Source organism: Dietzia massiliensis (assembly GCF_018390595.1).
Lineage (GTDB): Bacteria > Actinomycetota > Actinomycetes > Mycobacteriales > Mycobacteriaceae > Dietzia > Dietzia massiliensis.
On the sequence record NZ_JAHBAV010000032.1, the window covers coordinates 22597 to 39291 of the forward strand.

At 70.1% G+C, this 16695-nt stretch carries 14 protein-coding genes and 2 rRNA genes; all 16 read right to left on the minus strand.

The features are described from left to right. Nucleotides 1-4: 4 nt before the first annotated feature. The gene (scpB, locus tag KHA85_RS10270; RefSeq protein ID WP_213185715.1) at nucleotides 5-733 is read right to left on the minus strand and encodes an SMC-Scp complex subunit ScpB; all 729 of its coding nucleotides are present in this window, start codon (nucleotides 731-733) and stop codon (nucleotides 5-7) included. Beyond that, the gene (locus tag KHA85_RS10275) at nucleotides 724-1578 is read right to left on the minus strand and encodes a segregation and condensation protein A (RefSeq protein ID WP_213185716.1); all 855 of its coding nucleotides are present in this window, start codon (nucleotides 1576-1578) and stop codon (nucleotides 724-726) included. The genes scpB and KHA85_RS10275 overlap by 10 nt, the downstream gene beginning before the upstream one ends. A gap of 7 nt (nucleotides 1579-1585) precedes the next feature. Beyond that, nucleotides 1586-2461 carry a ParA family protein gene (locus KHA85_RS10280; RefSeq protein ID WP_182643148.1) on the minus strand — a complete coding sequence of 292 codons (876 nt, stop codon included), beginning with the start codon at nucleotides 2459-2461 and terminating at the stop codon, nucleotides 1586-1588. A 92-nt stretch (nucleotides 2462-2553) separates the two neighbouring features. Further along, nucleotides 2554-3504, minus strand: coding sequence for a tyrosine recombinase (locus KHA85_RS10285; protein WP_213185717.1), 951 nt, complete (start codon nucleotides 3502-3504; stop codon nucleotides 2554-2556). A 17-nt stretch (nucleotides 3505-3521) separates the two neighbouring features. Then, nucleotides 3522-4091 carry an NUDIX domain-containing protein gene (locus KHA85_RS10290; protein ID WP_213185718.1) on the minus strand — a complete coding sequence of 190 codons (570 nt, stop codon included), beginning with the start codon at nucleotides 4089-4091 and terminating at the stop codon, nucleotides 3522-3524. A 6-nt stretch (nucleotides 4092-4097) separates the two neighbouring features. Beyond that, on the minus strand, nucleotides 4098-5927 hold the full coding sequence (gene pyrG / locus KHA85_RS10295) for a CTP synthase (RefSeq protein ID WP_061228839.1): 1830 nt from the start codon (nucleotides 5925-5927) through the stop codon (nucleotides 4098-4100). A 64-nt stretch (nucleotides 5928-5991) separates the two neighbouring features. Then, nucleotides 5992-6909, minus strand: coding sequence for a copper transporter (locus KHA85_RS10300; RefSeq protein WP_213185719.1), 918 nt, complete (start codon nucleotides 6907-6909; stop codon nucleotides 5992-5994). 5 nt (nucleotides 6910-6914) lie between these two features. Continuing rightward, a complete protein-coding gene (gene steA, locus KHA85_RS10305; RefSeq protein WP_213185720.1) occupies nucleotides 6915-8087 on the minus strand; it encodes a putative cytokinetic ring protein SteA in 1173 nt (390 codons plus the stop codon). A 59-nt stretch (nucleotides 8088-8146) separates the two neighbouring features. Further along, nucleotides 8147-9907: a DNA repair protein RecN gene (gene recN / locus KHA85_RS10310; RefSeq protein ID WP_007629070.1), complete on the minus strand. Its 1761-nt coding sequence runs from the start codon at nucleotides 9905-9907 to the stop codon at nucleotides 8147-8149. 9 nt (nucleotides 9908-9916) lie between these two features. Beyond that, on the minus strand, nucleotides 9917-10846 hold the full coding sequence (locus tag KHA85_RS10315; protein WP_007629071.1) for an NAD kinase: 930 nt from the start codon (nucleotides 10844-10846) through the stop codon (nucleotides 9917-9919). Next, nucleotides 10843-11664, minus strand: coding sequence for a TlyA family RNA methyltransferase (locus KHA85_RS10320; protein ID WP_213185721.1), 822 nt, complete (start codon nucleotides 11662-11664; stop codon nucleotides 10843-10845). The genes KHA85_RS10315 and KHA85_RS10320 overlap by 4 nt, the downstream gene beginning before the upstream one ends. Continuing rightward, a complete protein-coding gene (locus tag KHA85_RS10325) occupies nucleotides 11664-11876 on the minus strand; it encodes a hypothetical protein (RefSeq protein WP_007629074.1) in 213 nt (70 codons plus the stop codon). The genes KHA85_RS10320 and KHA85_RS10325 overlap by 1 nt, the downstream gene beginning before the upstream one ends. Nucleotides 11877-11886: 10 nt before the next feature. After that, nucleotides 11887-12885, minus strand: a complete 999-nt coding sequence (locus KHA85_RS10330) for an HAD-IIA family hydrolase (protein WP_213185722.1) — start codon at nucleotides 12883-12885, stop codon at nucleotides 11887-11889. A gap of 5 nt (nucleotides 12886-12890) precedes the next feature. Further along, nucleotides 12891-13613, minus strand: a complete 723-nt coding sequence (locus tag KHA85_RS10335; RefSeq protein ID WP_213185723.1) for a tetratricopeptide repeat protein — start codon at nucleotides 13611-13613, stop codon at nucleotides 12891-12893. A 511-nt stretch (nucleotides 13614-14124) separates the two neighbouring features. Further along, nucleotides 14125-14241, minus strand: a 5S ribosomal RNA gene (gene rrf, locus KHA85_RS10340). Between the two features lie 90 nt (nucleotides 14242-14331). Then, nucleotides 14332-16695, minus strand: a 23S ribosomal RNA gene (locus KHA85_RS10345); the annotation flags it as partial.

Consider the following 16695-nt stretch of genomic DNA (forward strand, 5'->3'; position numbering starts at 1 on the left):
TGAGTCACATCTCTTCGTCGTCGTCTCGGGGGGTGGGTTCGGGCGCCGCCGCGCGGCGCCGCCCCAGGGGGATCCGCGGATCCTCCGCGGGGTCGTCGCTCATCTCGTCGACCAGGTCGACATCCGGTAGCAACGGGGCGATGTCCGGCAGCTCGTCGAGCGACGCGAGCCCCAATCTTTCCAGAAATAGTTCCGTCGTCCTATACAGCATGCCCCCGGTGTCGGCGTCGGTGCCGCATTCGACCGCCAGTCCGCGCGCCACGAGGGTCCGCATGACGCCGTCGACGTTGACGCCGCGGACCGCCGCGATGCGGGAGCGGGTCACCGGCTGGCGGTAGGCGATCACCGCGAGCGTCTCCAACGCGGCGCGGGTCAGCCGCGAGCTCGTCCCGTCCGTGAGGAGCCGCTCGACGTACGGCGCCAGCTCGCGACGCGTGTAGAGGCGCCAGCCGTCACCGGTGCGTCTCAGGTCGATTCCGCTGCCCGCCGCGGTGAGCTCCTCGCGCCACGCCTGCAACTCCGCCTCGACCTCCATGACCGTGGACCCGGCGGCCGCCGCCAGCGCGTTCTCCGCCGTCGGCTGGTCCACCACGAGCAACAGGGCCTCGAGCCGCGCCCGCAGGGGCGGGACGTCCGTTCCGGGGCCACCGGGCTCGTCGTCGTCGCCGTCCGGTCCCACCGCGCCCACCCGACCCACGTCGCCGGAAGCGCCCACGTCACCACTCACGTCCACTCGTCCCTCCCCCTCGTCACCTCGTCGGCCTCGCCGCCGGTCCAGCTCACCAACAACTCCCCCAGCGCCTCGTCCTGGGAGAGCGCGACCGCGCGCGCCCGGTACAACTCCAACAGGGCTAGGAACCTGGCGACGACGACGAGGGAGTCGTCACAACCCGAGATCAGTTCGCGGAAATCCACCCACCGGCCCTCGCCGTGGAACCGCAGCAGCTCGAGGACGCGGGCAGCCTGCTCGGGGACCGAGACCACGGGAGCGTGGACGTGCCCCACCCCCACCTCCTCCACCGGCCGCGGCCGGAACGCCACCGCGGCGATGGTGGCGAACTGCTCCGGATCCACCCCCAACTCGACCTCGGGCAGCAGCCCGAGGAACTCCTCGTCCGGCCCGGCGGACCGGGGATACGAGTGCCGCGCGGTCCGGTCGAGCTCGGCGAACAGCTCCGCCACCCGTCTGAACGCCCGGAACTGCAGCAACCGCGCGAACAGCAGGTCGCGGGCCTGCAGCAGCGCCAGGTCCTCGGGGTCCTGCACCTCACCCGACGGCACCAGCCGCGCGGTCTTGAGGTCCAACAGCGTCGCCGCCACCACGAGGAACTCGGTGACCTCCTCCAGCCCCGTTTCCTCGCCCAGCCGGCGCGTGTGGGCGATGAACTCGTCGGTCACGGCGTGGAGCGCGACCTCGGTGACGTCCAGCCGGCGCGAGTCGATGAGACCCAGCAGCAGGTCGAACGGGCCCGTGAAGTTCGTGAGGTGGACGGTGAACGCCCGCGGGTCGCCGGCCTCGGGGGCGGTGGTGTCCCCGGCGTCGTCCCGCTCAGGGGACCGCGCCCCCGCCCCGGTCACCGCGCGCTCACCTGCCGCGTTGGATGACCTCGCGTGCCAGGGCACGGTAGGCCTGGGCACCCGCGGACCTCGGGGCCCACGTGGTGATCGGTTCCCCGGCGACGGTGGTCTCCGGGAAGCGGACCGTGCGGGTCACGAGCGTGTCGAAGACCTTGTCGCCGAACACCTCGACCACCCGGCCCAGGACGTCGCGGGCGTGCACCGTGCGCCGGTCGAACATCGTGATGAGGATGCCGGTCAGGTGCAGCCGCGGGTTGATCCGGTCGCGGACCTTGTCGATCGTGTCCGTCAGCAGCGCGAGCCCGCGCAGGGAGAAGTACTCGCACTCCATGGGGATGAGGACCCCGTCCGAGCAGGCCAGCGCGTTGACCGTGAGCAGGCCCAGCGACGGCTGGCAGTCGATCAGCACGTAGTCGTAGCGGTCGAGAACCGGGTACAGCGCCCGGCCCAGGGCCTGCTCGCGCCCCACCTCGTTGACCAACTGGATCTCCGCGGCCGACAGGTCGATGTTCGCGGGGATGAGGTCCACGCCCTCGACGCGCGTCCGGACCAGGACCTCCTCGGTGGACACGGAGTTGTCCACGAGCAGGTTGTAGACGGTCAGGTCGAGCTGGTGGTGCGGGATGCCCAGACCGGCCGACAGCGCGCCCTGCGGGTCGAGGTCCACCACGAGCACGCGACGCCCGTACTCGGCCAGCGCGGCGGCGAGGTTGATGGTGCTGGTGGTCTTGCCGACGCCGCCCTTCTGGTTGCACATCGACACCACCACGGCGGGCCCGTGGGTGGTCAGGGGCTCGGGCTCGGGGATCGCGGAGAAGCCCTCACCGGCGGCGGGGTCGTCCGCGCCCAGCAGCTCCGCGCGCGAGAACAACGCGGGATCCATCGCCCCAGTGTCCTGCGCCACCCGCGTCTCCTCTCGTCACCGTCTCACCCGGAACCGCCTGTCTCGCGGCCCGCGCCGTACCCACGGTCACGTTACCGTGCGCGGGGGTGGCACTCGGCCCAGACCTCGCGGAGCGTGTCGACCGTGACGAGGGTGTACACCTGCGTGGTGGTGACCGAGGCGTGTCCCAGCAGCTCCTGCACCACACGGATGTCCGCTCCGCCGTCGAGCAGGTGGGTGGCGAACGAGTGTCGGAACGAGTGTGGGGACACCTCCTGCGTCACGCCCGCGCGTGCCGCGGCCGCCGAGACCACGTTCCACAGGGTCTGCCGCGAGATCCGGCCGCCGCGCGTGTTGAGGAACAACGCGGGTCCGCCTCGCTTCGCCAGTGCGGGCCGGGCGCGCGTGAGGTAGGCGCCCACCGCCTCGCACCCCGGGCGGCCCACGGGGACCAGGCGTTCCTTGCCGCCCTTGCCGCGCAGGATGACCGTCCCGCCGTCGGGGTGGTCCAGGCCGTCGAGGTCGTCCACGTCCAGACCGATCAGCTCGGCGGCCCGAGCCCCGGTCGCGTAGAGCAGTTCGAGCATCGCCCGGTCCCGCAGTCGCGCCGGGTCGGTGTCGACGCCCGTGTCACCCGCCGCCTCGATCACGGCGATCATCCGGTCGACGGGCAGCGCCTTGGGCAGCCGGCGCGGCGGCCGCGGCGGGGCGACCGCCGCCGCCACGTCGGTGTCGGTCACTCCGTCCCGGGTGGCGAACCGGTGCAGCCCGCGGACCGCCGCGAGGGTCCGCGCGACCGAGCTCGGGGCCAACGGGGGGCGGCCCTCGTCCGGGTCACCGGTGGCCAGCCGGGCGCGGAAGTCCTCGACATGCGCCTCCGTGACGGCGGTGAGGTCGTCGACGCCCACCGCGGCGAGGTGGCGGCGGTACCTGTCCAGGTCGCGACGGTAGGCGGCGAGGGTGTGGGCCGACGCGCCCTTCTCGACGGCGAGGTGGTCCAGGTACTCACGGATCCGAGCGGTCGCCCCGCCCCCGGAGGTCATCGACGATGCCCGCCGCGTCAGGGCCGGTCGATCACCGCGCGGGCCGCGAGGATGCCGGCCACCGCGATGCCGTTGACGATCCGTCCGTCGAGGACGGAGTCGACGGCCTCCGCGAACGGGATGCTCGCGACCTCCATGTCCGCCTCCTCGTGTTCGGCCTCAGGGCGCCCGACCCCGCGCAGACCCGTGGCCAGGTACACGTGCACGCGCTCGGTGCAGAACCCCGGCGAGGGGATCATCTCGATGACCGGCCGCCAGTGCTCGGCCTCGAGCCCGGTCTCCTCGACGAGCTCGCGGCGCGCGGTCCCCAGGGGGTCCTCACCCTCGACGTCGCACAGACCGGCGGGAAGCTCCCAGAGTCGCTCCCCCACCGCGTGACGGTACTGCCGCACCAGCGTGATGCGCTGCTCGTCGTCCAGCGCCACCACCGCGACCGCGTCGTCGTGGCCGCAGACCTCCCGCTCGGCGGTGCCCCCGCCCGGCATGGTCAGGGTGTCGACACGGAGGCGCACCACCCGACCGTCGAAGATCTTCCGGCTGGAGACGGTCCGGTAGTCGTGGGACCCGGGGGCACCGCTGTCGGCCATCTGCGCTCAGTTCCCGTCCGCGGAGGCGCCGGCGGCCGACTCGGAGTCGACCTCGTCGGCGCGGACCGTCGAGGTCTTGGCGTCCGGGGCGTCGACGACGCCGGCGGAGTTCTCCCCCGCCTGACCGGAGCGCCACGGCTCGACGGGCAGCCGCATCTCGTTCTCGTAGTCCAGGGCCGCCTTGATGAAGGCCACGAACAGCGGGTGCGGCCGGGTCGGACGCGACTTGTACTCCGGGTGCGCCTGGGTGGCCACGAAGAACGGATGCTGCTCGCGCGGGTACTCGACGAACTCCACCAGGTGGCCGTCCGGGGAGGTGCCGGAGAACTGCAGACCGGACTCGGCGATCGTGTCGCGGTAGGCGTTGTTGACCTCGTAGCGGTGCCGGTGGCGCTCGGTGATCTCGGTGGTCCCGTACGCCTCGGCGACGATCGACCCCTTGGCGAGGACGGCCGGGTAGGACCCCAGGCGCATCGTCCCGCCGAGGTCGGCGTTGCCGGCGACCGCGTCGACTTGGTCGGCCATGGTCGAGATCACCGGGTGCGCGCCGTCGGGCTCGAACTCGCTGGAGGAGGCGCCCTCGAGGCCGACCGAGCGGGCCGCCTCGATGACCGAGCACTGCAGTCCGAGGCACAGCCCGAGCAGCGGGATCTTGTTCTTGCGCGACCAGGAGATCGCCCCGAGCTTGCCCTCGATGCCGCGGATGCCGAAGCCACCCGGGATGAGCATGCCGTCGACGCCGTGCAGCGCCTCGCGCGCGCCGGCCTCGGTCGTGCAGGCGTCCGACTCGACCCACCGGATGTTGACCCGCGCGTGGTGGGCGAAGCCGCCCGCCCGCAGGGCCTCGGTCACGGACAGGTAGGCGTCGGGCAGGTCGATGTACTTGCCGACGAGGGCGATCTCGACCTCCTCGCGCGGCTCGTGCACGCGCGTGAGCAGGTCGCCCCACACGGTCCAGTCGACGTCACGGAACGGCAGGTTGAGGCGGCGGATGACGTGGGTGTCGAGGTGCTCGTTGAACAGCACCTTGGGGATGTCGTAGATGCTCGGCGCGTCCGGCGTGGACACGACGCCCTCTAGGTCGACGTCGCACATGAGCGCGATCTTGGCCTTGAGGCCGTCCGGCACGTTCCGGTCCGAGCGCAGGATCAGCCCGTCGGGCACGATGCCGATCGACCGCAGCGCGGCGACGGAGTGCTGGGTCGGCTTGGTCTTGAGCTCGCCCGAGGGCGCCAGGTACGGCACGAGGGAGACGTGGAGGAAGAAGATGTTCTCCCGGCCGACCTCGTGGCGGACCTGTCGGCAGGCCTCGAGGAAGGGCTGCGACTCGATGTCTCCGACGGTGCCACCGACCTCGGTGATCACCACGTCGGGACGGCGACCCTGATCATCAGGGTCCCCCATCGCGATGATGCGTTCCTTGATGGCGTCGGTGATGTGCGGGATCACCTGGACGGTGTCGCCGAGGTACTCGCCGCGCCGCTCCTTGGCGATGACCGCCGAGTAGACCTGGCCGGTGGTGACGTTGGCCTTGGCGTTGAGGTCGCGGTCGAGGAACCGCTCGTAGTGGCCGAGGTCGAGATCGGCCTCCGCGCCGTCCTCGGTGACGAACACCTCACCGTGCTGGAAGGGGTTCATCGTGCCCGGGTCGACGTTGATGTACGGGTCGAGCTTCTGCATGGTGACGCGGAGTCCGCGGGCGGTGAGCAGCTGCCCGAGGCTCGAGGCGGTCAGCCCCTTGCCCAGCGACGACGCCACGCCGCCGGTGACGAAGATGTGCTTGGTCGCGGACCGCGATGCGGCTCGATTCAGTGCCAAGGGGACTCCCGTGTCCATACGCCGGAATGGATGAATGCTGGTGCGGCTCCGGTGCACCCCACGGGGCTTCAGGCTATCACCGCTACGGCATCGGGGGGAGCGGCGGCGCCGCGGCCGACGCATCCGGCGCGAGACCGTAGTGACCCTGCTCACGGGCGAGTTGCTCGGCCAGCGCCAACGCCGTCGCCAGCCGGCCGGCGTCCGTTCCCGCGTCGTCGACGGTCGAGACGTCCTCCTCGCCGGAGGACCGCAGAACACCCACCGCGTCGTGGCCGGTGCCCTCTCCGAGGCGGGCGGAGACCACGGTTCCCGCGCCTTCACGGTCGAGCGTCCGGGCCAGGGCGGCCACGCGGACGGCGGTCGACTCCTGCTCCTGCGGGCCGGTGACGACGAGCGCCAGCTGACCGGGCCGGAGAGTGCCGGGTTCGAACTCGATGACGTCCGCGTCCGCGAGGGTGGTGAGCACGGTCGCCCGGTCCTCGTCCCCCAGGTGCGGCTCGGCGTCCTCGGCGCGCAGCAGCCCCGCGCGGCCGAGCGCGGTGCCGAGCTGGGTGCCCAGGTCGGCGTCGGCGGCCGGGGCGGTGCCGATCGGCAGGTTGGCCACGAGTGCCTGCAGCTCCGAGTCGGCGGCCGGGTCCACGGCCTTGTCGGTGAGGGTCACGCGGCCGGCGTCGATGCCGCCCGCCGCGGCGATGACGTCACCCGCCGCCGTGACGTCCTCCTCCGCCGCACCGGGTGCCACGACGATGAGGACCGGCCGACCGTCGAGCCGACCGTCCAGCACGGCCGGCGTCAGGTCCGCCGCCAGGCCGTCCAGCCGGTCGACCGCCCTGCGCTCGGCGGCGAGGTCGTCCTCCGCCGCCTCGAGCCGCGCCGCCGTGGTCTCCTCGCGGTCGACGACCGCGTCCCGGATCGACGTCGCGACGGACGTGGACCCGAGGACGACCCCCACCGCGAGGGCGAGGAAAACGGCCACCAACGTCAGGACATGGCGGCGCATCGAGATCAACGGACGAGCCCCTGGACCCACAGCGCGAAGGAGTTCCAGGTCTCGATGGCCCAGAGCAGGAGGTCCTGGGCGGCGTCGCGGGCCACCACGACGGCGGCGACAGCGACCAGGGCGGCGAGCACGATCAGCGCGAGGCCGATCCCCGAACCGCGGGACCGGTAGAGGGTGGCGCAGGCGTGGGCGTGCACGAGGCGCGAGGAGACGGTCGTGTCGACCATGGTCGACGACGGCGCGGAGGCCGGGCGGAAGGCGTTCTCCAGGCCCCGGTCGTCCCCGGTGACCACGATCATCTCCGCCCGGCCGTGGTAGGCCAGCAGGAGCGCCATGTCCCGCGCCGTCGCGGCGGCCGGGAACGTCGTGGCGCCGACCCCGAGCTCGGTGATCTTCTCCAGCCCCTCGGCCCGGCCGTCACGATCCGCCGGCACGACGAGGACGGCACCGTCGGTGAGGACCTCGTCGGAGACCTCGGTGGGGGTGGCGACGACGACGTCGGCCGTCAACCGGGCCGAGCGCAGCAGCTCGGCCCCCCCGTCGACGCCCACGAGGAGCGGGCGGTACTCCCGGATGAACGGCTTGAGCTCGGCCAGCTGGGCACGCGAGGACGCGTCGCCCGTGACCACCACGACGTGACGGTCGGTGAACTCGACATCGATCTCGGGCAGCCCCTCGCCGTCGAGCAGGAGTGGATGCTCGAGGCTGAGGAACTCGGTCGCGTTGGCCAGGTGCGCCAGCGCCGACTCGACGTAGTTCTTCTCCGCGCTGTCGACCTCGGCGAGCAGGGTCGCGGAGTCGACCTCGCGGCCACCGGCGAGTTCGTCCTCGGACTTGACGGAGTAGATGACCCCGTCGTCGATGCGGACCCGGGTCCCGTCGGTGACATCGGCCAGGTCGGCGTCCTCGATGACGGGCACCGTCGAGGCGGCCAGGGTGCGGAAGGCCGCCCGGGGCAGCATCTCCTCACCCGCGGCGGGGACGTGCACCACGGCCGCCACCTCCGCCTCGACGAGTGCGTGGGCCGTCTCCGCCGTGGTGCGGTTGAGGTCGAGGACGGCGACGTCCTTGGCACCGAGCCTCTTCGGTACCGGAGTCCCCGGCTCGATCCGGCGCACGGTGCCCACGACACCGGCGAGGTCCTGGGAGCGACGATTGAGCAGACCCGACATCTTCATGTGCACGAGTATCACGCGTGTGATTCGAGTGACGAGGGAGGTCACCCCGGCGTGTCGCCTTAACGGTCGACCTCAGCTTGAGACTTTTCGTACTGGGCCTTCTCCAGCAGTTCCCTCGCGTGGGCGAGTCCGGTGTCGGTGTCCTCGAGTCCCGCGAGCATCCGTGCTAGTTCGGTCACCCGATCGGCGTCCGCGACCGCCGTGACCCCGGAGACGACGACACCGGAGCTCCCGGAGTCGGCGCCCGCGGGATCGGCGTCCTTGTGCACGACCAGGTGGGTGTCGGCGTAGGCGGCGACCTGGGCGAGGTGGGTGACGGCGATGACCTGATGCGTCCGTGCCAGGCGGGCCAGTCGCTTGCCGATGCTCAGCGCGGCCCGGCCTCCGACGCCGGCGTCGACCTCGTCGAACACGAGGGTGCCCCCGCCCGAGCGTTCGGCCAGGACCACCTCGAGCGCGAGCATGACCCGCGACAGCTCGCCGCCGGACGCGCCCTTGCCGAGCGGCACCAACCCGGAGGGCCCGTCGAGCGCCAGTTCGACGTCGTCGAGCCCGCTCTCGGTGGCGCCGTCGAGCCCGTCCCCCGACGGGGTGACGCGGACGGCGAGGCGGGCGCCACCCATCGACAGCTCGGCGAGTTCGGCCGTCACCCGGGCGGCGAGGTCCTCCCCCGCCGCGCGTCGGACGGCGGTCAGCGCGGCGCCGCGTTCACACAGTTCCGCCGCGAGTCGCTCCACGGTGGCTCGCAGCTCGGCGACGGCGGTGTCGGAGGTGTCGACCTCCCCCAGTCGGGTCCGAGCTCTGGCGGCCCAGGCGATGACGTCGTCGACGTCCGTGCCGTACTTGCGCGTCAACGCGCGGAGATTGTGCCGTCTCTCCAACGCCGAATCGAGGTCGGCGGCGTCGACGGGCAGCTCGGCGAGGTACAGGCCGAGCTCGGTGGCCGCGTCCCCGAGTGCGGCGACAGCCTGTCCGATGCTCGTCGCGATGGGCTCGAGCGCGGGGTCGCCGGCGCCTGCCAGCCGCTGCCGCAACTGGTCGAGCAGCCCCACCATCGGCTCGGTGGTCTCGCCGTCACCGGTGAGCGCCTCGTGGGCCTGCCCGGCCACTTCGCGCAGCTCCTCGGAATCGGTCAGGCGGCGGATGAGAGCGTCGAGTTCGGCCTCCTCGCCCGGTTGTGGGTCGAGGGCGTCGATCTCCTCGAGCCCCATGCGCAGCAGGTCCGCCTCGCGGGCGAGCTCGCGGGCCCTACCGGTGCGCTCGGCCAGTGAGCGTTCGGCCTCGCGCCACCGCCTGTAGGTCTCGCGATACGCCTCGAGCGCGGCGCGGGCGTCATCACCGCCGTGGGCGTCGACGGCGTCGCGCTGCCGGTCCGGGCGCAGCAGACGGAGTTGGTCGTTCTGGCCGTGCACGGCGAGGACCGGCGCGCAGAACCGGGCGAGGGTGCCGGCGGGGACGGAACGACCACCCAGGCGGGCGCGGGAGCGCCCGTCCGCGCCGACCCGTCGGGCGGCGATCACGCTGCCGTCCTCGTCGAGGTCGACGTCGGCGTCCTCGAGGAGGTCGTCGAGATCCCGGCGATCGGCGGGGTCCATCGTGGCGGTTGCGGACAGGTCGAAGCGCCCCTCGACGACCGCCTTGTCCGCACCCCGCCGCACGCGGCCGGGGTCGGCGCGTCCCCCGGCCAGCAGTCTCAGACCGGTGACGACCATCGTCTTGCCCGCGCCCGTCTCTCCGGTGAGGACGGACAGTCCTGGCGAGAAGTCGGCGACGGCCTCGTCGATGACGCCGAGGCCGCTGATCCGGAGTTCCGTGAGCACGCACCCACCCTAGGTGAGCGGCCGGACACCCGATCGTCCGCGCCACCCGGTCACCGGCAACTCGAACTTGGTGACCAGGCGATCGGTGAACGGCGAGTCGTCGAGCCGCACCCACTTGACCGGGCGTCGACCGCGGACCACTTCGACGCGGCTACCGGGCGGTGCGTCGACCAGGCGCCGCCCGTCGAGCACGACCACGGCGGGGCCCGAGTGCACTCCGGTCTCCACCGCGACCCTGGAGGTGGGCGCCACGACCATGGGCCGGGCGAAGAGCGCGTGGGCGTTGTTCGGTACGACGAGGATGGCGTCGAGCTCGGGCCAGACGATGGGGCCCCCGGCGGAGAACGCGTATGCGGTGGATCCCGTGGGGGTGGAGACCAACATGCCGTCGCAGCCGTAGTCGCTGACGGGGCGGCCGTCGATCTCGACGGAGGCCTCGAGCACGCCCTGTCGTGCCACCTTCTCGATGCTGACCTCGTTGAGCGCCCAGTCGTGCGCGAGCCGGGTCTCGCCGCTGATGACCGTCGCCTCGACTGTCATCCTCTCCACGACGCGGTAGTCGCGCGCGGCGATCTGCTCCACGACGCCGCTGAGGGAGGAGACCTCGGACTCGGCCAGGAAGCCGATGTGTCCGAGGTTGACCCCCAGGACGGGCACGTCCGCGGCGTGGGCGTACTGGCAGGCGCGCAGGAACGTCCCGTCCCCGCCCAGGACCAGAACGAGCTCGCACCCCTCGGCGGCGGCGGGCGTGTCGGGAACGCACTCGACTCCACCGCCGGTGGCGACCCGGTCCCGGGTGTCCTCGAGAACCCGGACGACGATGCCCCGCTCCGCACACGCGTCGACCACCTGGGCGACCGTCGCGACGATGTCCGGTCGGGCGATGTTGGGTTCGAGCAGGATGCGCCGGGGCTGCTCGGATCCGGGGATGTCGTTCATCGTGGGCCCTCCTCGACTGCCGTGCGGATCGCGTGTCGCGACTCGTCGGTGAGGTCCGCCGGCTCTCCCGATGCGGACCTGCCCAGGTGCAGGAAATACTCGACGTTGCCGGACGGGCCGGGAAGCGGACTGGCCACGCAGCCCAGGAGTTCGAGCCCCAGTCCCGCGGCCGCGTGGGCGACACCGGTGACGGCCTCGATCCGCAGCTCGGGGTCACGGACGACGCCGCCCTGCCCGACGCGGTCGCGCCCCACCTCGAACTGTGGTTTGACCATCGGGAGGAGATGCCCGCCCGGCCGCGTGCACAGAGCGAGCGCGGGCAACACGAGCGGCAGGGAGATGAACGACAGGTCGGACACCACGAGATCGACCTCCCCACCGATGTCCCCCGGGGTGAGGGACCGGACGTTGGTCTTGTCGTGGACGCCGACGCGCTCGTCGCTGCGCAGTCGCCACACCAGTTGTCCGTACCCCACGTCGACTGCTTCGACGCGGGCGGCGCCCCGGCTCAACAGCACGTCGGTGAAGCCGCCGGTGGAGGCTCCGGCGTCGAGACAGCGCGCCCCGTCGACGGTCACGCCGGCGAAGGTGTCGAGGGCGCCGACCAGCTTGTGCGCGCCGCGGGACGCCCAGTCCGGCTCGTCGGATGCGGTGAGCGCGATCGAGGTGGTGGGTTCGACCTGGGTGGCGGGTTTGGTGGCGGCCACCCCGTTGACGATGACGCGCCCGGAGTCGATGAGGTCCCGCGCCCGTTCGCGACTGTCGCACATCTTGCGACGTACCAGTTCGGCGTCGAGCCGCATGCGTCTGGCCGCCATCAGCGTCGGTTGTCCAGGGCCGTGAGAGCCTGCGCGAGGAGCTCGTGGGCGGCGTCGAGCGCGGCGACCTGGTCGTCGCGGACCGCCCCGCCGCCGGCGTCGGTCCCCGGCGCGCCGACCGAGTCGCCGAGCAGGTCGTCGAACGCCGAGCGGAGCTCGTCGATGTCGGGCCCCGTGGGCCCGGGACGTGGATGGGGTCCGGGGGTGGTCACGGCCTACACGCTAGCCGACGACGAGTCCCGCATCCGCGAGCCGGGATCGGAGGCCGTCTCCGCCCGCGGACACCTGCGACACGTCGTGACGCCACGCCAGTGCGATCACGGCTCGGGCCAGATCCAACCCGTGCAGATGGTCCGGGACTCCGGACAGGTGTAGCACCCCGGCCTCGACCGCGCCGTCGAACTCAGCGGTGTGCGGGATCCGGGACGCGTCGGCGGGCTCGGCGAGAGCCGACAGGTCGGGCGCGAGATGGGTGGGGCGCCGGTGCGGATCCGCCGACAGCAGGTGGGTCTGGTCGTGGACGCCGGTGAGGACCATCAGCGCGGGCATCCCGGCGGCGACGGCCCCCTCGATGTCCGTGTCGAGTCGGTCACCGATCACCAGTGGGCGGTTGGACCCCACACGGTCTGCGGCGGCGCGCAACACCCCTGCTGCGGGCTTCCCGGCGACGACGGGCTCGCGGTCCGTGGCGGCCCGCAAGGCGGCGACGAGGGATCCGTTGCCGGGGAGCAGACCCCGCTCGGTCGGAAGGGTCGTGTCGACGTTGGAGGCGATCCAGGGCACGCCTCGGCGGATCGCGAGGCAGCCCTCCGCGAGGTCGGCCCAGGTCAACTCTCGCGACAGGCCCTGCAACACGGCGTCGGGCCGGTCGTCGGCGGAGAGGACGACATCGTAGCCGCCCTCCCGGGCGAGTTCCCGGAAACTATCGTGACCGACGACAAGGATCCTGGAGCCCGGGTCGACGTGGTCGCCTAGCATGACCACCGCGGCCTGTGCGCTGGTCATGACCTCGCCGGGACAGGTGGCGAACCCGAGCTCACGGAGGTGGGCGGCGGTGTCCTCCGGGGACCGGCTGGCGTTGTTGGTCACGTACACCACGGGCAGACCCGCCCGCTCGAGTGCGTCGGCGGCGCCGGGGATCGGCTCCGTGCCGCGGATCAGTGTGCCGTCGAGGTCCACGAGGAGTGCATCGTGGGCCTCGGCCAGGGTGGTGGCGCTCACCGCGATCAGTCCTCCAGTTCGGCCAGACGAGACGCGGCGCCGGTGACGTCCTCGGGGTCGGCGGAGAGTGCGTGGCGGAACCACTCCGCCGCCTCGTCCCTGCGGTCGGAGGCCAGGAGGACCTCCGCGTAGGCGTAGTCGAGCCGGGCGGCGGACTCGCCGCGGGCGTCGGCGTCGACTCCGGCGTCCTGCAGGGTGACGAGGGCGGCGTCGAGCTGGCCCATGTCGACACGGGCTCCCGCCTCGACGATGCGCAGCTCGATCAGCTCGTCGGCGTCGAGCATCCGCGACTCGTCGCCGCGGGCGAGTTCGATGGCGCGCTGCGGGCGCTCGAGCCCGCGCTCGCAGTCGGCCATCATCGCGAGCAGACCGGGCCCGCCGGAGATGCGTCGGGCGGCGCGGAGCTCGCTGAGCGCCTCGGACCACTCGCCGGCACGGTAGGCCAGGACGCCGAGGGTCTCGCGGACGACGCCGATGCGGCCGGCGCGGTTCTTGGCGGCGCGGCCGTGCGCCAGGGCGAGCTGCGGGTCGTCGTCGACGAGGTGCATGGCGGCGACGAGGTGCCTGGCGACCGTCTCGGCGTTCGACTTGTCGAGGCTGCGCAGGTCGCGACGGACGTCGGCGTCGAGGTCGGCGGCCTCGATGTCGTCGGGGAGGGCGGGCTCATCGGCGCGGGCGGCCTGCCGTGCGTCCTGACCGGGGCGACCTTCGCTCCGGCGGGCCCCCACCGGCCGATCCCCGCGTCCGGTGCCTCCGCGTGGGCCGCCGCCCCGCCGGTCTCCGCTCTGGGCGCCACCACGCCGTTCACCGACGGAGGCGCCGGCACGACGATCACCACCGGCGCGACCACCAGCGGGGGCCCGGCGGGGCCCGCCCGCGGCGCGGGGAGCGCCGTCCCCACGACGCGGGTCCTGACCGGACGACGAGCGCGCGCCGCTACCGCGCCTTTCGCCGGACTGGTTCCGGTCGGTGCGGGAGGTGTCGGAACCGTCGTATCGCTTCCCGCGGCGCTCCCCGTAGGAGCTGTTGTCGCGTCGCTGCTCTCGCGGGGCCCGGTCGCCTCGGCGGGGTACGTCGCGGTCGCCGCGTCGGGGCGAGCGGTCTGCGTTCTCGGACCGGGGTTCGTTCACGTCGTTCACCTTACGTGCGCCGGTTGGTCCGGCACGGAGTGGGTAGAAGGGGCACAAATGCGACCAGCGGGAGGAACTGTGAAGTCCCTCCCGCTGGTCATGAAGTTGTGTTCGGCGGTGTCCTACTCTCCCACACCCTCGCGAGTGCAGTACCATCGGCGCTGGCAGGCTTAGCTTCCGGGTTCGGAATGGGACCGGGCGTTTCCCTGCCGCTATGGCCGCCGTAACTCTGCGAAACAAGGCCCACACATTGTGTGTGTGGGTGTGTTGTTTCAGATACTGCACAGTGGACGCGTCGATCTCTAAAAAGGTGTTTGTGTGTAAGTCCTCGGCCGATTAGTACCGGTCACCTGCACGCATTGCTGCGCTTCCAGTTCCGGCCTATCAACCCCATGGTCTGTGGGGGGCCTTAACCACGCGAAGGTGGTGAGAAACCTCATCTTGGAACAGGCTTCCCGCTTAGATGCTTTCAGCGGTTATCCCTTCCGAACGTAGCTAACCAGCGATGCTCCTGGTGGAACAACTGGCACACCAGAGGTTCGTCCGTCCCGGTCCTCTCGTACTAGGGACAGCCTTCCGCAAGTTTCTTACGCGCGCGGCGGATAGAGACCGAACTGTCTCACGACGTTCTAAACCCAGCTCGCGTGCCGCTTTAATGGGCGAACAGCCCAACCCTTGGGACCTACTCCAGCCCCAGGATGCGACGAGCCGACATCGAGGTGCCAAACCATCCCGTCGATATGGACTCTTGGGGAAGATCAGCCTGTTATCCCCGGGGTACCTTTTATCCGTTGAGCGACACCGCTTCCACATGCCGGTGCCGGATCACTAGTCCCGACTTTCGTCCCTGCTCGACGTGTCAGTCTCACAGTCAAGCTCCCTTGTGCACTTGCACTCAACACCTGATTGCCATCCAGGCTGAGGGAACCTTTGGGCGCCTCCGTTACTCTTTGGGAGGCAACCGCCCCAGTTAAACTACCCACCAGGCACTGTCCCTAACCCAGATCATGGGCCGAGGTTAGACGTCCAATACGATCAGAGTGGTATTTCAACAACGACTCCACACACACTGGCGTGCATGCTTCACAGTCTCCCACCTATCCTACACAAACCGAATCGAACGCCAATACCAAGCTATAGTAAAGGTCCCGGGGTCTTTTCGTCCTGCCGCGCGTAACGAGCATCTTTACTCGTAATGCAATTTCGCCGAGTCTGTGGTCGAGACAGCAGAGAAGTCGTTACGCCATTCGTGCAGGTCGGAACTTACCCGACAAGGAATTTCGCTACCTTAGGATGGTTATAGTTACCACCGCCGTTTACTGGGGCTTAAATTCTCAGCTTCGCCTTGCGGCTAACCGGTCCTCTTAACCTTCCAGCACCGGGCAGGCGTCAGTCCGTATACATCGACTTACGTCTTCGCACGGACCTGTGTTTTTAGTAAACAGTCGCTTCTCTCTGGTCTCTGCGACCACCCCCAGCTCACGGAGCAAGTCCGGTCACCGGGCGTGGTCCCCCTTCTCCCGAAGTTACGGGGGCATTTTGCCGAGTTCCTTAACCACAGTTCTCTCGATCGCCTTGGTATTCTCTACCTGACCACCTGTGTTGGTTTGGGGTACGGGCCGTGTATGAACTCACTAGAGGCTTTTCTCGGCAGCATAGGATCACTGAATTCCCCACAACGGGTACGCATCAAGTCTCAGCCTGTGTGTGACACGGATTTGCCTGTTGTCACGGCCTACACTCTTACACCAGTACAACCACTGACTGGCCCAGCTACCTTCCTGCGTCACCCCATCGCTTGGCTACTACCAGATCAGGTCCCGCGCATCCCCACCACGCGGTCCGAAGACCGTCTCGGTGGTTCAGGGCGGTTAGTATCACTGATTCACCATGGGCGCGCATACACGGGTACGGGAATATCAACCCGTTGTCCATCGACTACGCCTGTCGGCCTCGCCTTAGGTCCCGACTCACCCTGGGCAGATTAGCTTGACCCAGGAACCCTTGGTCATCCGGCGGACGAGTTTCTCACTCGTCATTCGCTACTCATGCCTGCATTCTCACTCGTGTGGCCTCCACACCTGGATCACTCCGGCGCTTCTATGGCCACACGACGCTCCCCTACCCACCCACACACCTGCCCGGAGGAGGATATACGTGTGAGTGCCGCGGCTTCGGCGGTGTACTTGAGCCCCGCTACATTGTCGGCGCAGGACCACTTGACCAGTGAGCTATTACGCACTCTTTCAAGGGTGGCTGCTTCTAAGCCAACCTCCTGGCTGTCTCAGCGATCCCACATCCTTTTCCACTTAGTACACGCTTAGGGGCCTTAGCCGGCGATCTGGGCTGTTTCCCTCTCGACTATGAAGCTTATCCCCCACAGTCTCACTGCCGCACTCTCACACCTCGGCATTCGGAGTTTGGCTGACGTCAGTAACCTTGTAGGGCCCATCGGCCATCCAGTAGCTCTACCTCCGAGGTGAAACATGCGACGCTGCACCTAAATGCATTTCGGGGAGAACCAGCTATCACGGAGTTTGATTGGCCTTTCACCCCTACCCACAACTCATCCCCTCAGTTTTCAACCTAAGTGGGTTCGCGCCTCCACGACGTCTTACCGTCGCTTCACACTGGCCATGGGTAGATCACTCCGCTTCGGGTCTAGAGCATGCCACTAACA

Coding starts and splice junctions, on each gene's coding strand:
- KHA85_RS10280 (WP_182643148.1), bottom strand. CDS start 2,461: ATGGATCCCGCGTTGTTCTCGCGCGCGGAGCTGCTGGGCGCGGACGAC.
- KHA85_RS10290 (WP_213185718.1), bottom strand. CDS start 4,091: ATGGCCGACAGCGGTGCCCCCGGGTCCCACGACTACCGGACCGTCTCC.
- KHA85_RS10320 (WP_213185721.1), bottom strand. CDS start 11,664: ATGGCGGCCAGACGCATGCGGCTCGACGCCGAACTGGTACGTCGCAAG.
- steA (WP_213185720.1), bottom strand. CDS start 8,087: ATGAAGATGTCGGGTCTGCTCAATCGTCGCTCCCAGGACCTCGCCGGT.
- pyrG (WP_061228839.1), bottom strand. CDS start 5,927: ATGGACACGGGAGTCCCCTTGGCACTGAATCGAGCCGCATCGCGGTCC.
- KHA85_RS10285 (WP_213185717.1), bottom strand. CDS start 3,504: ATGACCTCCGGGGGCGGGGCGACCGCTCGGATCCGTGAGTACCTGGAC.
- KHA85_RS10315 (WP_007629071.1), bottom strand. CDS start 10,846: ATGAACGACATCCCCGGATCCGAGCAGCCCCGGCGCATCCTGCTCGAA.
- KHA85_RS10300 (WP_213185719.1), bottom strand. CDS start 6,909: ATGCGCCGCCATGTCCTGACGTTGGTGGCCGTTTTCCTCGCCCTCGCG.